Source organism: Rhodoferax aquaticus (assembly GCF_006974105.1).
Taxonomy (GTDB): Bacteria; Pseudomonadota; Gammaproteobacteria; order Burkholderiales; family Burkholderiaceae_C; genus Allorhodoferax; species Allorhodoferax aquaticus_A.
Genome location: NZ_CP036282.1, coordinates 3,781,410 through 3,796,237 on the forward strand (window position 1 = coordinate 3,781,410; position 14,828 = coordinate 3,796,237).

At 61.2% G+C, this 14,828-nt stretch carries 9 protein-coding genes; 6 read left to right on the forward strand and 3 right to left on the reverse strand.

Annotated elements, in window-relative coordinates:
* The first annotated feature begins 14 nt into the window (after positions 1–14).
* Positions 15–5,726, forward strand: coding sequence for an alkaline phosphatase D family protein (locus EXZ61_RS17500; RefSeq protein WP_142812974.1), 5,712 nt, complete (start codon positions 15–17; stop codon positions 5,724–5,726).
* Positions 5,727–6,099: 373 nt separating this feature from the next.
* Positions 6,100–7,086 carry a sensor domain-containing diguanylate cyclase gene (locus tag EXZ61_RS17505; RefSeq protein WP_142812975.1) on the forward strand — a complete coding sequence of 329 codons (987 nt, stop codon included), beginning with the start codon at positions 6,100–6,102 and terminating at the stop codon, positions 7,084–7,086.
* Between the two features lie 110 nt (positions 7,087–7,196).
* On the opposite strand, the gene EXZ61_RS17510 is transcribed toward EXZ61_RS17505, so the two are convergent.
* Positions 7,197–7,610 carry a hypothetical protein gene (locus EXZ61_RS17510; RefSeq protein ID WP_142812976.1) on the reverse strand — a complete coding sequence of 138 codons (414 nt, stop codon included), beginning with the start codon at positions 7,608–7,610 and terminating at the stop codon, positions 7,197–7,199.
* Positions 7,611–7,832: 222 nt separating this feature from the next.
* Between EXZ61_RS17510 and EXZ61_RS17515 the strand changes: the two genes are divergently transcribed.
* A complete protein-coding gene (locus EXZ61_RS17515; RefSeq protein WP_142812977.1) occupies positions 7,833–9,245 on the forward strand; it encodes an aminotransferase-like domain-containing protein in 1,413 nt (470 codons plus the stop codon).
* Between the two features lie 9 nt (positions 9,246–9,254).
* On the opposite strand, the gene EXZ61_RS17520 is transcribed toward EXZ61_RS17515, so the two are convergent.
* A complete protein-coding gene (locus EXZ61_RS17520) occupies positions 9,255–10,049 on the reverse strand; it encodes an SDR family NAD(P)-dependent oxidoreductase (protein ID WP_142812978.1) in 795 nt (264 codons plus the stop codon).
* A gap of 106 nt (positions 10,050–10,155) precedes the next feature.
* Between EXZ61_RS17520 and EXZ61_RS17525 the strand changes: the two genes are divergently transcribed.
* Together EXZ61_RS17525 and EXZ61_RS17530 are read left to right on the forward strand one after the other, a co-directional pair.
* Positions 10,156–11,094 carry a LysR family transcriptional regulator gene (locus EXZ61_RS17525; protein ID WP_142812979.1) on the forward strand — a complete coding sequence of 313 codons (939 nt, stop codon included), beginning with the start codon at positions 10,156–10,158 and terminating at the stop codon, positions 11,092–11,094.
* 35 nt (positions 11,095–11,129) lie between these two features.
* Positions 11,130–11,915, forward strand: a complete 786-nt coding sequence (locus EXZ61_RS17530) for a substrate-binding periplasmic protein (RefSeq protein WP_142812980.1) — start codon at positions 11,130–11,132, stop codon at positions 11,913–11,915.
* A 44-nt stretch (positions 11,916–11,959) separates the two neighbouring features.
* Here EXZ61_RS17530 and EXZ61_RS17535 read toward each other — a convergent pair whose 3' ends face one another.
* A complete protein-coding gene (locus EXZ61_RS17535; RefSeq protein WP_168224806.1) occupies positions 11,960–13,552 on the reverse strand; it encodes a sensor histidine kinase in 1,593 nt (530 codons plus the stop codon).
* 188 nt (positions 13,553–13,740) lie between these two features.
* Here EXZ61_RS17535 and EXZ61_RS17540 point away from each other — a divergent pair, with 188 nt between their 5' ends.
* Entirely contained in the window at positions 13,741–14,823 is a 1,083-nt protein-coding gene (locus tag EXZ61_RS17540) for a calcium:cation antiporter (RefSeq protein WP_142812982.1), read from the forward strand.
* Positions 14,824–14,828 lie beyond the last annotated feature (5 nt).

Genomic DNA, 14,828 nt, shown 5'->3' on the forward strand with positions numbered 1-14,828 from the left:
CAGGGAGAACCACGATGAACACAGAAAGCCACCGTACCGCCCACACCATAGACCAATGGCTAGACAAATACGGCGGCACCAAAGCACAGCCGGCTGCGTGCGATGTGCTCATTATCGGCTCTGGATATGGCGGAAGCTTTGCGGCGCGTGAATTAGCTGCCCCCGGTGAGACGGTTTGGGTCATGGAACGCGGGCGCGAATTTGCCTTGGGCGAGTTTCCTGAAGACATTGGCATGCTGCCAGCGCAGGTACGCATGCGCAACACGGGCTCTGCAGACGCCGTGGGCAATAGCGACGCCTTGCTGGAGTTTCGCCGCTTTGACCAACTCACCGTGCTCTTGGCCAATGGCCTGGGCGGGGGCTCGCTCATCAACGCAGGCGTGGCCATTCGCCCCGAACCCAAGCTTCTGAGCAACCCCAGCTGGCCCGGCCACTACCGGCGTGACCCCGCAGCTCGCACCACGCTGTGGGCCGCCATGGCCGAGGTAGAGGCCCAATTGCAAGTGGCACCACTGTTAGGCGCAACAGGCCTTGCCAAATACCAAGCACTGAACACTTTGGGCGAATCACACGGTGTATCGGCGTTTCCTGCCCCGCTGACCATTGCCTCACACGACCAAGTCAGCCCCGCAGGCGTCGCGCAAAAGGCTTGCACCCGCTGCGGCAACTGCTTCACCGGCTGCAATGTGGGTGCCAAAAACACCACGGTGACCCATGTGCTGCCTGACGCGGCCCGCAAAGGCGCGCAGTTTTACACCGGGGCCACCGCACTGGAGGTGCTAGCAGCCCGCACTGGCGCAAGCAACTCCGGCCAAGTACATCTGCTGCCTAAGGGCTTAAACACGCCGGCGGGCCGCCCGGTGCGATGGACCGTGCGCATGGTGTGCACCCAAGGTCAAAAAAGCGAGGCCACCCGCCGCGAGTTTGAAGTCCACGCCCACACCGTGATCTTGGCCGCAGGCGCCTTGGGCAGCACCGAGGTGCTGCTCAACTCCCCACACATCAAGGCCAGCCACCGCTTGGGCACGCGTTTTTCTACCAATGGCGATGTTTTGGCATTGGGTTGGGGCATGCAAGCCCGCACCAACGGCATGGCCACACCGGGCCAAGACACCAGCGTGCTGCAAGCCGCAGCGGACCAAGTGGGCCCCACCATCACAGGTATCTTGAAAACCCGCATTGACCTGCCCGAGGGCGGGACCCGTGAGGTGCTCATTGAAGAAGGTGCCATCCCCAGTGCCCTCACGCAAACGGTCGTCGCCCTGGGCGCCACCGCCTCACTGCCCCACCGCTACGTGGGCGCTGATGGCCCCGCATACTTTGGCCCGGGCCTGCAGGTAGACCGGCTCACCACCCCACCCGACATCGGACGCCACGCGCTTTTGCTCTTGGGCATGGGCCATGACGACGCCGATGGTGTGGTCAGCCTGGACGAATTGCCTGAGGAAGAAAGCGGCACCCACGGGCGCCACCAAGGCGCAGCGCACGCAAAACAACACCACCACAAGGCCACCAGCCTCAACATCCGCTGGCCCAGCAAAGACACCGGCCCCGCTGCCCCCTACTACCAAGGCATACACAACTGGCTCAAAGACGCGGCGGCCAAGCCCAACGGCGGCGGCTTCCAAGGCGGCGACTACCTGCCCAACCCCTTGTGGAAGGCCCTGCCTGACGGCTTTAACGCCATTGCGGGTGAAGCAGCGGCCCCGCAAGGCATGACCGTACACCCCTTGGGCGGCTGCGGCATGGGCGATGACGCCCACAGCGGCGTGGTGGACTGGCGTGGCACGGTGTTTCACCGCGACGGTGGCGTCTTGCAGGGCCTGCATGTGCTGGACGGGGCCATGCTCCCCAGTGCGGTCGGCGTCAACCCCTTCCTCACCATCTCGGCACTGTGCGTCGTAGCGGCGCGCAGTATTCGCCAAGAGCTGGACGTGTCTGCACCTGCAGCAGCGCCGCGTGCACTGGGCACCACTTCGCACCAGGCCGACGAGCCCGCTACGCCTAGCGCTCCCACCAAGCAATGGCAGTTGCCCCAAAAACGCCGCCAAAACGTGGGGCCCGTTACCCTGCGCTTTCGCGAGCATTTGCAGGGCCACTGGAAAGCCATCGCGCCGGAGTGGCTGCCCAAACCAGACCCTTCGCTCACGCCCAACGAGGCCCAGCGCGCGTGGATCGTGGCCGTGGATGTGTCGCTCGACCTGGAGCAGTGGCTGGCCAACCCGTCTATGCAACTGCCCGGTGCCCAGCTCGCGCTCTACCGCAACCCCACGCCCCACGCCATGACGGTGCAGCCGGATGCCTGCGCAGGCACGCCGGTGCTGCAAGGCACGGGCTGGCTGTCACTCTTGGCGCTGGATGCCCCCGCCACGCGCTGGGAGCAGGCCTTGCGCGTGCTAGCGGCCATTGGCACTTATATCGAGCGGCGTTCCTTCCAAGAGTTGCTGAACCTGGCCTTTCCCAAGCAGTCACCGTCGACCGCTAACCCACCCAAACAGACTTGGAAAGAGAAGCTAGACCATGCATGGACCAGCACCTTGGGCTACTTGCGCGCCGGGCGCAACATTGCGCAGTACCGCGAGTTGGTCTATGCGTTTGAGCTGCACAAGCCCGACCACCCGCAGTTCAAAGTGGATGCACTGGGCCGCAAACGCTTGGCCTATGCGCCCAAGCAAAAAAACGTGTGGGATGCGCTGGTCGACATAGACCTGGAACTCACCCCCCGCAATGGCCAAAACCCCGCCACGCTGAGTGTGACGGCGGACCTGATTGACATGGTGCGCAACCGCCGCCTGCAGGTCGAAAAAGCGCCCGACACGCCTACCGGCATTGCAGGCATGGGGGCTTTTGTGAGCCTGTGGTGCCGCAGCATTTTTCAAAGCCATTTCTGGAGCTTCAGAGGCCTGGACTACGACCAACTCGCCCCGCCCGCCCCGGCCGAGCATGGCCCCCTGCAGGGTGCACAAGCCCCGCAGCGCGTGGTACTGCCCGTGCCACGCTACCGCGACAACACCAAACGCAACGGCGCTGCCGCCCATGAAAAACTCAACCTAGAGCTCACCTGCTACCCCCCTCTTGCGGGGCGCAGCAATGGCGAGCACCTGCTCATGGTGCACGGCTTGGCGCATGGTGGCACCGTGTTCACCACCGACACGACCGAGGGCAACAACATGGCCGCCGCCTTTGTGCAAGACGGCTACACCGTCTGGGTGTTGGACCATCGGCTCTCTAACCGTCTGCCCTACCACAAGCTGGACCACTGCATGGACGACGTGGCCGCGCTGGATATGCCTGCCGCCGTGCGCCATGTGTACGCCGCAGCGGGGGCGCCCATTGCCGTGTTTGCCCACTGCGTGGGGGGCGGCGCCTTCGCCATGGCCACCTTAAAGGGCTGGCTCATGGACACCCGCCACACGCTTGAGCCCGTGAGCATGGTGGGTAAAGCCATCATCCACGCGGTGCACCCGTGGATCGTGCCTTCGGCGTCCAACCAACTCTCAGGCGCCTTGGCCACGCTGTACAAAGACCTGATGCCGCCCGACATTTCGGTAGACCCCGTGCCCACGGCGGAGTCCAGTGGTGGCATCAACCAAGTGATTGACCGCCTGGCCGCCAGCCTGCCCTGGCCTCTCGGCGAGCTGGGCTTGCACCTCAAGCACCAGTTTGACCCGCAAGGCGGCACCGCCACCTGCAACCGCATGACCCTGTTTTACGGCCGCGAGTGGGTGCACGACAACCTGAACGAAGCCACGCACCAGCAGCTGGCCTCGCTGGTGGGGCCCGCCAGCATTGAGGTGTTTCAGCAACTCTACTTCTTGATCAACCGCCAGCAGCTCACCGACCGCGATGGCGCGCAGGTCTACATGACTGCCGAGCAGTTTCAAGCGCACTGGACCTTCCCCATTTTGTTTGCCCATGGCTCCGAAAACCGGGTGTTTGACCCCCGCAGCGCAGTGCGCTCTTGGAACCGCTTGCGCCACGTGCAGCCCGAGCGCACGGTGCGCGTGTTCATGGCCGAGGGCTATGGGCATATGGACTTTTTGTTTGGCCAAAACGCCCACCGCGATGTCTACCCTGCGCTGTGCGAGTTCTTGCGTGCGCCCGCCGCCTCTACCAGCAGCTGGAACGCCGAGGTGGACGCCAGCCACATCCCCAGCCACTGGCAGGACCACAGCGCATGGAACCCACGCGCACCCTTGGTGGGCCCCCACATCCGCTTAGACGAAGTGCTCGTCAAGGGCGAGCCCCAGCGCCAACTGGTGCTCTGGACCGAGCTACCCAACGACCCCAGCTTGGCACCCGCGCCCTTGCTAGCCAAAGACGCGGCGGGCGACGCCTTGCCCGGCTGGTCGGCCACGCGCTTGCACGCGTCAGACTATGCCTTGCACGCGGGGCGCGATGTGGCGCTGCTGCACGGGCAAGGCGCGCATTGGGTGGGCCACCTCACCGAATCCGCAGCACTGCCATTTGCCCAACTTGAGGCCGTGCACTTGCAGCGCGGCTTAAGTGGTCAACAAGGCCAAGCCGTGCTGGCACTGCAAGGCCTGCCCTGGTTCAAGCGCTGGACGGGGCAATCGGTACACGCCCCGGTGAGCTGGTTGGCCGTGTCATGCCGCTGGCCAGGCACACCGTTTGAAGGCGTGGCAGTTGATACCTTAGCGCAGCAGATGCTGAGCCACGTGCACCACAGCAGCCTGCCGGTGGATGCGCTGGTCATGCTGGGCGACCAAATCTACGCCGATGCCGCCGCCAACCTTTTCAAGATCCGCGAGACCGACGAACTACGCGCCCAGGCCTACCGCGACGCCTGGGGTGGCCCGCACGCCCAAGCGCTGCTCAGCGCGCTGCCCAGCTACACCGTGGTGGACGACCACGAGTACGGCGACAACTGGAGCGGCGCTGCCGACAACTGCGAGGACACCAAGCTACTCGACGGCTTTGAAGCCGCACTGGCCTACCAATGGCGCTGGGGCAACGACCCCACCAGCCGCTACGCTGGCCTGCGCTCCCAGCCTGCGGTCACACACCAAGCGGTCACCGGTTTTTGGGGCCCGTTCGCCATTGGCGGTGTGCCCGCGTTTGCGGCAGACACCCGCAGCGAACGCAGCCTGCGCACCCAAGAACACTGGCGCCAGCAAGGCATGGTGGGCACCGCCCAAATGCAGGCGCTCACCAGCTGGCTCTTGGCCCATAAAGACGAGCCCAAGGTACTGTGCTCGGGCAGCGTGTTTGGGTTTGTAGAAAACGCGCTCGTCGAGACCGGCAACGACGGCATGAACAACGACAACGCCTGCCTGCACACCGACGACTGGTGGGCCTACCCCCACACCTGGCGCACCTTGGTGCAGTTCATTGTGGAGCACCAAATCCAGCACATCGTGTTTATGTCGGGCGACTACCACTTCTCTGGCATGGCCGAGCTAGAGCTGCACGCTGCAGGCGGCCAACCCATGGTGCGCGCGGTGTCGGTGGTGAGCTCCGGCTGGAACGCCAGCCTGCCCTTTGCCAACGCCGCACCGAGCGACTTTGTCATGCAGCGCTGGGTCAACGCCCCCTTGGGCGACGCCCAAGCCAATGTGCGCAGCTGCGCCGCACCCTTGAGCACCGCGCTACGCCAGTTCTCCAAAGTCAGCATCCTCCAAAACGCCCAACACCAATGGCAAGTGCAAAGCCAGGTCTATGGCGAGCAAGGCGAGAAGCTGGCGGAGCAGTGCTTGCGTTTGTAGGCGGTCGGTCTTGTTGGTATGCGCAGGCATTTGCTATGCAAAATATAGCTGCCTGCGCTTATTCCATGAGCGGCAGAGGCACTTTTTGCACAAATTGCCATTGTGCGCAGGGTACTCGGACGATGTACGGCGCGGCATTGCTGGCGTGGCGGCGCGCAGCGCAGTGGCGGGTTGGCCACCAGCAGCCGTCCGCTAAAGCCTACTTGGGAGTCGCGCGCTCGGCTTCCGAGTCACAATAGGGCTGTATCCTTACGTATACGTGACGTAGCGCGCATGGCAGGTTTTTGTGGGTTCGCAGCAATACGCCCTCACTTGCGCAAGTTCCCAATACCCCAACCAGCACTGTGCGATTTGCCCGAGAAGATTACCCACCATGCAACACGAAACATTCATCGATGTGGTTATGGAAGCCGCCGGCTTAGACGTTTGGGAAAACGAGCTGGTCAGTGGCGCCGTCACACGCAAAGCCACCAAGGTGTATGCCGAACTCGGATACACGGAGGAAGAGGCTGGCGACTGCATGGACAATATCTTTTCCATCGTCCATCCAGACGATGTGGATCGCATGAAACAAGCGATTGACGATCATCTGCGTGGTGCCGTCGCCAAATACCAATGTGAATTCAGATTAAAAACAAAATCGGGTGCGTGGATTTGGTATGCCAACAGCGGAAAAATCGTGGAACGCGTGGATGAACCGAACGCCAAGCACCTCATCGGCGTCACCTACAACATCAACGCACGGCGTCAACAAGAAGAAGAGTTGAAAAGACTCAATGGCGAATTGGCTGCACAGAAAGCGCAGTTGGAAACGCTCAACATCAGCCTGCACAGCATGGCGATGACCGACGCGTTGACCAAACTCCCCAACCGCCGCCTGCTCATTGACCGCGTGGAACAGGCTTTGAACGCCGCCAAGAGATCCAAACAATTGGGTGCCATCCTGTTTTTGGACTCAGACAACTTCAAAGAGGTCAATGACCAACTCGGACATGAGGCGGGAGACTTATTGTTGAAAGACATCGCGCGCCGCCTGACGGGGGCGGTGAGAGAGGCCGATACGGTGGCCCGGATTTCGGGCGATGAGTTTGTTGTGATGCTTGAAAACCTAGGGACAGACTCTACGCATGCCGCAAGCAAAACGCGCGATATCGCCGAAAAAATCTTAGAGTGCCTCAGCCAGCCCTATACCTTGGGCTCGGCCCCGTGGATCAATACGGTCAGTATTGGCGCTACCCTCATGCACGAGGGCCATCAGAGTTTTGATGATCTATGCCAGCAGGCAGATTTCGCAATGTATGCGGCCAAAAAGTCTGGGCGCAACACGTTTCGCATGTACGAGCCCACGAGGAAAGACTGATCCCATCCATGGGGCGCTCAAAGCCTCACCACGCGGTGATCTGCGCATAGCGTGCGAGACACACATGGCGACGATTTCGCCATGATTAAGCGTTGGATGCGCAGGCACACCTAGAGCTTGACGTTGGTGCGAAACAGCGCTGTTCTCAATTCGCGGCTAGCGGGTTGTGACACATCTACGGCTTGCACCGCCAGCGCGAAGGGTGAACCTGGCTTGATGTGGGCGGGGAGTACCTTTTTTACAGGATTCACCATGGGGTACTTGCCGCCTGCAGCACACATGCGCACGGAAAACCCGAATTCGTCCAGCACGCCTTTTGCGTACAACTCCGCCAACTGCTGAAACGACACGAAGGTTGAGCGTTTTACCTCCTTAGCCCCTGGCTCACGGATGGAACGCACGATCTCAAATTTGCCAAGGCTGTCGCGTTGGGTGTTCGTAAAGGGGTGCAACCAAAGCGTCGCAGGGAGTCCGCCCTTGGGGGACGTTGGCGTGTGCTCAACGGCAATATCAGTGAGTAGCATCTTGTTTTCCTTTTGGCTCAATATGCCACAGCCGGCCCACGCACATCGGCCACTATCACACTCCAAAGCATCCCGCTCACGATGCACCAACTGGGCCCACCAGGGCCCGATGCACAGACATCCATGGGCCGGTTTCATAGCATCTGATTCGCTAGACTCCGATTTTCTGAAAAAAGCCAGATCAGTTAACGCACCCAGCGCCCTGCCTGCCCACGCCACACCATGAAACGCTACGAACGTTACGCCCATGAAATTACGGCGCTCATCGAAGCCCAAACCTTGAAAGCCGGTGACCGCCTGCCCTCGGTGCGGGAGGCCTGTGCGCAGCGCAAGATCAGCGCATCCACCGTGTTTGAAGCCTACTACTTGCTGGAAGCACGGGGCTTGGTGCAGGTCCGCCCGCGCTCGGGCTATTACGTGAATGCGAAGCGCACGCCGCGCCAAGCCCAGCCGCACACCGCAACCCCTGCGCAGCACAGCACGGACGTGGCCGTGAGCGAGCTGGTGTTCAAGGTGCTGGAGTCCACGCGGCGCAAAGATGTGGTGCCGCTGGGCTCGGCCTTCCCCAGCCCCACACTGTTTCCGCTGGACAAGTTGGCGCGCTGCCTCACCCCTGCCATGCGCAGCTTGGCACCCGAACGCTTGTCGGAAGACCTGACCTTGGGCAACGACAAGCTGCGCGAGTGGCTGGCCTTGCGTTATGTGGTGGAAGGCGCAGCGGCAGCGCCCGAAGAAATTGTGGTGACCAATGGCGCCATGGAGGCGCTCAACCTCTGCCTGCAGGCCACCACCCAGGCGGGCGATGTGGTGGCGGTGGAGTCGCCCATGTTTTACTCCGCCTTGCAAGCGCTGGAGCGCCTGAAGCTGCGTGCGGTGGAGGTGGCTACCCACCCGCGCACCGGTGTGGACCTAGACTCTTTAGCCGACGTGCTGCAGCGCCACCCGGTGAAAGCCTGCTGGTTCATGCCTAACTTTCAAAACCCCTTGGGCAGCTTGATGCCCGAGAGCGCCAAGCGCGCCATGGTGGCGCTGCTGGCCCAGCACCAAGTGCCTTTGATTGAAGACGATGTGTATGGCGAGCTGTACTTTGACCTGCGCCGCCCGCTGCCGGCCAAGGTGTTTGACACACAAGGCTTGGTGCTGCACTGCAGCTCGTTTTCAAAATGCTTGGCACCGGGCTACCGCGTGGGCTGGGTGGCCGCTGGGCGCTACGCACCCGCGGTGCAGCGCTTGAAGCTCATGACCACTTTGTCTACCGCCGTGCCATCACAGTTGGCGATTGCGGGCTATTTGCAAGGGGGTAGCTACGAGCGGCACTTGCGTGGGCTGCGCAGCACCTTGGCCAACGACCAACAGCGCGCGCTGCGCTTGATCACACGCCACTTTCCCAAAGGCACGCGCACCACGCGCCCGCAAGGGGGCTACTTTGTGTGGGTGGAGCTGCCGGCGCATATCAACGCCCTGCAGCTGCAGGCCTTGGCGCTAGAGCAGCACATCAGCGTGGCGCCGGGCCAGCTGTTTTCAGCAGACCAGCGCTTTGCGCATTGCCTGCGCATCAACGTGGGCCATGCGCAAGACCCTCGCTTTGATGCGGCCTTGCAAACACTGGGGGAGTTGGCTTGCGGCTTAAGCTAAGCTGCAGGCCTACAAAAACATACCGCCTGAGGCTTCGATGCGTTGGGCATTCACCCAGCGGTTGCCCGGTGTCAGCAGCGATGCAATCACGCCGCCAATATCGTCGGGCTCGCCCACGCGGCCCAACGCGGTTTGCGAGGCCACAAAGGCGTTGAGCTGCGCGTTGTCACGCACAGCGCCGCCACCAAAATCAGTCGCAATTGCGCCGGGGGCCACCACATTGACTGCGATGCCGCGTGGGCCGAGCTCCTTGGCCATGTAGCGGGTCAGCACCTCGACCGCCCCTTTCATGCTGCCGTAGGCCGCGTAACCGGGCAGCGCAAAGCGCGCCAAGCCCGTGGACACGTTCACGATGCGGCCACCATCGGCCATCAGCGGCAAGAGCTTTTGTGTCAAGAAGAACACGCCTTTGAGGTGGATGTTGACCATGGAATCAAACTGCGCCTCGGTGGTCTCCATGAAACTAGCGTGCACGCCCACGCCCGCGTTATTCACCAAAAAGTTGAAGTCTTGCCGCTGCCAATGCGTAGCCAGCGCACTGCGCACTTGCTCTGCGAATGCGGCAAAGCTGCTGCTCTCAGACACATCCAAAGGCAAGGCCACGGCGCGGCGGCCCATGGCTTCGATGGCTTGCACCACGGCTTGCGCTTGGGCAGCTTCGCTGCGGTAGGTCAGGATCACGTCGCTGCCGCCACGGGCGATATGCAAGGCGCTGTTTTTGCCAAGGCCACGGCTGCCGCCGGTGACGAGGGCCACAGGGGTTTGTGATGTAGCTGCCGTGGATGGGTGGGTAATTGAGGTCATGGTGCGTCACTTTCTGAAGTGGGTTAACGATGAACGCAGTTTATTGATTGCGATTGGCAAGATAAACATAGAAAATTTGATTTATTTGTTCGCTAATTCACAAACAATGAACACCGTAGAGCACATGCAGATCTTTAGTCGGGTGGCCGAGTTGGCCAGCTTTACCCAAGCGGCCAGCAGCATGGACCTACCCAAGGCCACGGTGTCCACGGCCATTGCGCAGCTAGAGGCCACGATGGGCACGCGCTTGTTGCACCGCACCACGCGCAAGGTGCAACTCACCCACGATGGCCAGGCGTTTTACGAGCGTTGCAAAGATGTGTTGGCCGACCTGGATGAGCTGCAAACCATGTTTCAGCTCCAAGGCGAGCAGGCTTTGCGTGGGCGTGTCCGCATCGACATGTCGTCAGGCATAGCGCGCCATGCGGTTCTGCCCCAACTGCCCGCGCTGCTGGCTTTGCACCCCTTGCTGGAACTTGAACTCAGCTGTACAGAGCGGCGGGTGGACATCGTGCGCGAAGGTTTTGACTGCGTGCTGCGCGCGGGGCCGGTGCAAGACAGCAGCTTGGTAGCACGCCACATGGGTGCCATGCGCATGGTCAACTGCGCCAGCCCGGCCTACCTAAGTCAGCGCGGATTGCCTGCCACATTGGCAGACTTGGCGAAGCACACGCTGGTGCACTACGCCAACACCTTGGGCAGCAAGCCCGACGGCTTTGAGTACGCTGAGGCACACGGCTTACATGCCATTGCCATGCACGGTGCGATCACGGTGAACAATGCGGATGCCTACAGCGCCGCTTGTTTGGCGGGCTTGGGCATCATCCAAGTACCGCACTTGGGGGTGAAGGCCATGCTAGACCAAGGCCAGCTTGTCGAAATCTTGCCCCAGTACCGCGCCCCCGATATGCCCTTGCATGTGGTCTACGCCAACCGCCGCAATGTAGCCAAACGGGTGCGCGTGGTGATGGATTGGCTGGCGGAAGTGCTGCAAGCGCATCTGGAAACACCAGAAACACCCCACGCTAATTCCTCTGCATGGTAGGCTAGCAGCAAGGACTTTCTTTGTGGGAGCGAACCATGGCAAAACGGTTGGGGACCTTCATCGCAGCGTGGCTATTGGCGTCAGCGCCATGGGCTGTGGCGCAAAAGCCTGCGCTCAAAATTGCAACAGGGGAGCTGGCGCCGTATGCCACTGAGTCGCGGCCGGACCAAGGTATCGCGCTGAGCATTGTGCGCCGTAGCTTTGAGCTGGCGGGTTACCAAGTGGAGTACACCTTTTTGCCGTGGTCGCGCGCCTTGGCCGAAACCCGATTAGGCAAATGGGACGCCAGTGCTTACTGGGGCCACAAGCCGGAACACGAGGCCAGCTTTTTGCTCAGTGACAACGTCCTTACTGAGCAGTGGGTGATGGTGCACCGCAAAGCCATCGCCCTGCAATGGAACGCGCTGCCCGACCTCAAGCCTTACCGCATGGCCATGATTCAGGACTACACCTACACCCCCCAAATTTGGGCAATGGCCAATGCAGGCGAGCTCAAAGTGGAGCGGGTGCAAGACGACCGGGCCGCGTTGAAAATGTTGCTCTTAGACCGGGTCGATGTCAGCCCCATGGAGCGCAACGTGGCGTGCGACCTGCTACAAAAAAACTTTACACCGGCTGAAGCCAGCCGCCTGTCAGCCCACCCCAAACTCATGACGGACAGCTTTACCACCCACTTGCTGCTACCCAAGGCGCGCAACGAAAGCGCAACGCGCTTAGCTGAATTCAATGCCGGCCTGAAAAAGTTGCGGGCATCAGGTGAATACAACAAGCTACTGGCCCAGGTGAACTGCCCCACCGCTTGGAGCGTTACAACCAAGTAGCCTTAGGCGCTCACGCGCTCACGCGCTTACCCAGTTAAAACGGGCTACGCGCGGTCCGGGTGTTCACATGCTGGCTCAGGCGTCACACTGTTCGGCGCCGTCAAAGGCAAGACCATGACGAAGGTGGTGCCTTGGTTGACCGTGCTTTCCACCCGAATGCTCCCGCCCAGCACCACGGTGACCAAGTTGTACACAATGTTCAGCCCCAGGCCACTGCCACCCTGCCCTAGGCGCGTGGTGAAAAAGGGATCAAAGATGCGGTTGAGGTTGGCGGGCGTGATGCCGCAGCCATTGTCTTGCACGCGCAACTCTACGGCCTGGGGCGCACACGACCGCGCACTGACCGTGACGCGCCCAGCCACGCCCGGCCCAAAGGCATGCAGCACTGCATTGGCAATGAGGTTGCTGAACACTTGCCCCAAGGGGCCAGGGTAGCTGTCCATATGGATGCCGGTGGGCACATCGGTCAGCAGCTGATGGTTGCTGTGCTTGAGTGAAATGCCAATCGTCATCGCGGTTTCCACGACCATGGCATGCAGGTCGAAGACTCTGCGCTGCGCACTGGTGCGGTCTACCGCCACTTGCTTGAAGCCCCCAATGAGTTCAGCAGCCTGTGCGAGGCTACGCATGAGGATCTCGGTACCTTGCTGGTTATGGCTCACGTAGGTCGAGAGTGCACCTCGTGTTACCCCTTGGGCAAGGGATGCTTCAAAGCTGTCGCTGGTCTCGCGCAAGGTGCTGGCCACGGTAACGCACACACCAATGGGAGTGTTGAGCTCATGGGCAACACCTGCGACCAAGGCGCCTAGGGCGGCCAAGCGGTCGGTACGCTGAATTTCGTCTTGGGCATTTTTGAGCGTGGCCATCGCTTGCAGAAGCTCTTGGTTGGCCGTTTCCAAGGCTTGGGTGCGCTCTTGCACCCTTTGCTCTAGCTCGCTTTGAAAAGCGAACAGCTGCGAGCGCATATGGTCCATGCCATGCGCCAACGCACCGATCTCATCGTCACGCACGGCTAGCACGGGGCTTGCCAGCTCGCCACCGGCAAGTCGATCGGCATCGCGGTGCAGCTGCCGCAAGGGGCGCATCAAACGCCCCTCAAACAGCCAAAAAAGCAAAAGGCATGACACCACCAGTTGCACCAAAAGTGCCGCGGCTACCCGCACCAAGGTGTAAAAAAACTGCTGCTCTACTTGGGCGGTGGTCATGTCGACGGTGATACGGCCAATGGGCAGTCCGTTGCGCACGACTGTGCGCATTTCTTGGATGCGCGAGTCCTTCGGAACGTTGGGCTTTTCTGCCAGCACAAGGTGCCCCAGTGACGCGTCCTCCACCAGAATGCGCACCACGTCAGGGTTGAGCATGACGGAATTTACAAAGGCCTGCGCGGCCGGTGCATCCACATACCAAATGGGGTTGGGCATCGTTTGCTCCAGCATGGAGGCATATTGGTGCAACAGGGTTTGGCTGCGTGCCTGGATCTCACGCACATAGATTTCACGCGCCAAAAACGGCCCCACGATGAGTGCAGGCAACAAGATGCCTAAGGCAATGCCCACCACGATGGAGCGCTTGAGCGACAGCGCTCTTCCCCACGCCCGTAGGCGCGGCGGGCTCTCAGCGTTTAGCATGTCAACCATAGGCATTCCATAGGGTACTCAGGTGCGCATTCGGCCTGTACAGCGGACTTTCAGTATCCCATTGTTCCTAGCTGCTTGCCTAGCCCTGGACCCTAGCCCCATGGTGAATAGGGATGCGTCCACTTGCACGTTACGATAAAGGCCATTTGCCGCCTGAACTTCGCCACCGACCTCCGCCCCATCGCACCATGAACCACCACGCACTACCGACTTGGACCATTGCCGCTCCTCTTGTTGCGGCCCTGTTGCTCGCTCTGAGCCTGATGGGGTTCTCCGGGGGCCTGTGGTTTACCGTTTTGGCCCTTGCACTGATGGCGACGGTCTTTGCCGCTGTGCACCATGCAGAAGTGGTGGCCCACAAGGTGGGCGAGCCCTATGGCACCTTGGTGCTGGCGCTGGCCATTACTGTGATTGAGGTAGCGCTCATTGTGTCGCTCATGCTCAGCGGTGGGCCAGCCACGGCGGCGTTGGCGCGTGACACGGTGTTTGCAGCCGTCATGCTGATACTTAACGGCATCGTGGGCTTGTGCTTGTTGGTGGGCGGCAGCCGTTACCGGGAGCAAAGCTTTGGCCTCTATGGGGTCAGCGCTTCACTGACCACGCTGGCGGCCATTGCGGTGTTGGTGCTGGTCTTGCCAAACTACACCACCAGCAGCCCGGGCGCGACCTACAGCAGCAGCCAACTCATTTTTGTGGCCATCGTGTCTTTGGTGCTGTACGGCACTTTTGTCCTGGTGCAGACCGTGCGCCACCGCGACTATTTTTTACCCGCCAATGCGCCTGCTGACCACGAAGCCCATGCCCAGCCCCCAACCCACGCGCAAGCGGCGGTGAGTGCGGGCTTGCTGGTTTTGGCGTTGGTGGCCGTGGTGCTGCTGGCCAAAAGCTTGGCCCCCACGATTGAATCTTTGGTTGCACAAGCGGGTGCTCCCAAGGCTTTGGTGGGCATCATCATTGCGGCGTTGGTCTTACTACCTGAAGGAGTGGCGGCCTACCGTGCCGCGCGCGCTGACCGTTTGCAGACCAGTTTGAACTTGGCGCTAGGTTCGGCGTTGGCCAGCATCGGCCTGACCATCCCTGCGGTGGCCGCCGTTTCAGTCGCTACGGGCTGGACCCTGACCTTGGGCTTGGATATCAAGTCAACCGTGTTGCTGTTGCTATCACTGTTTGTGTGCACCTTATCACTCAGCACAGGGCGCACCACCGTGCTGCAAGGCACCGTGCACCTCGTTCTGCTAGCGACCTACTTGTTCACGACCATAGTTCCCTAATTCCA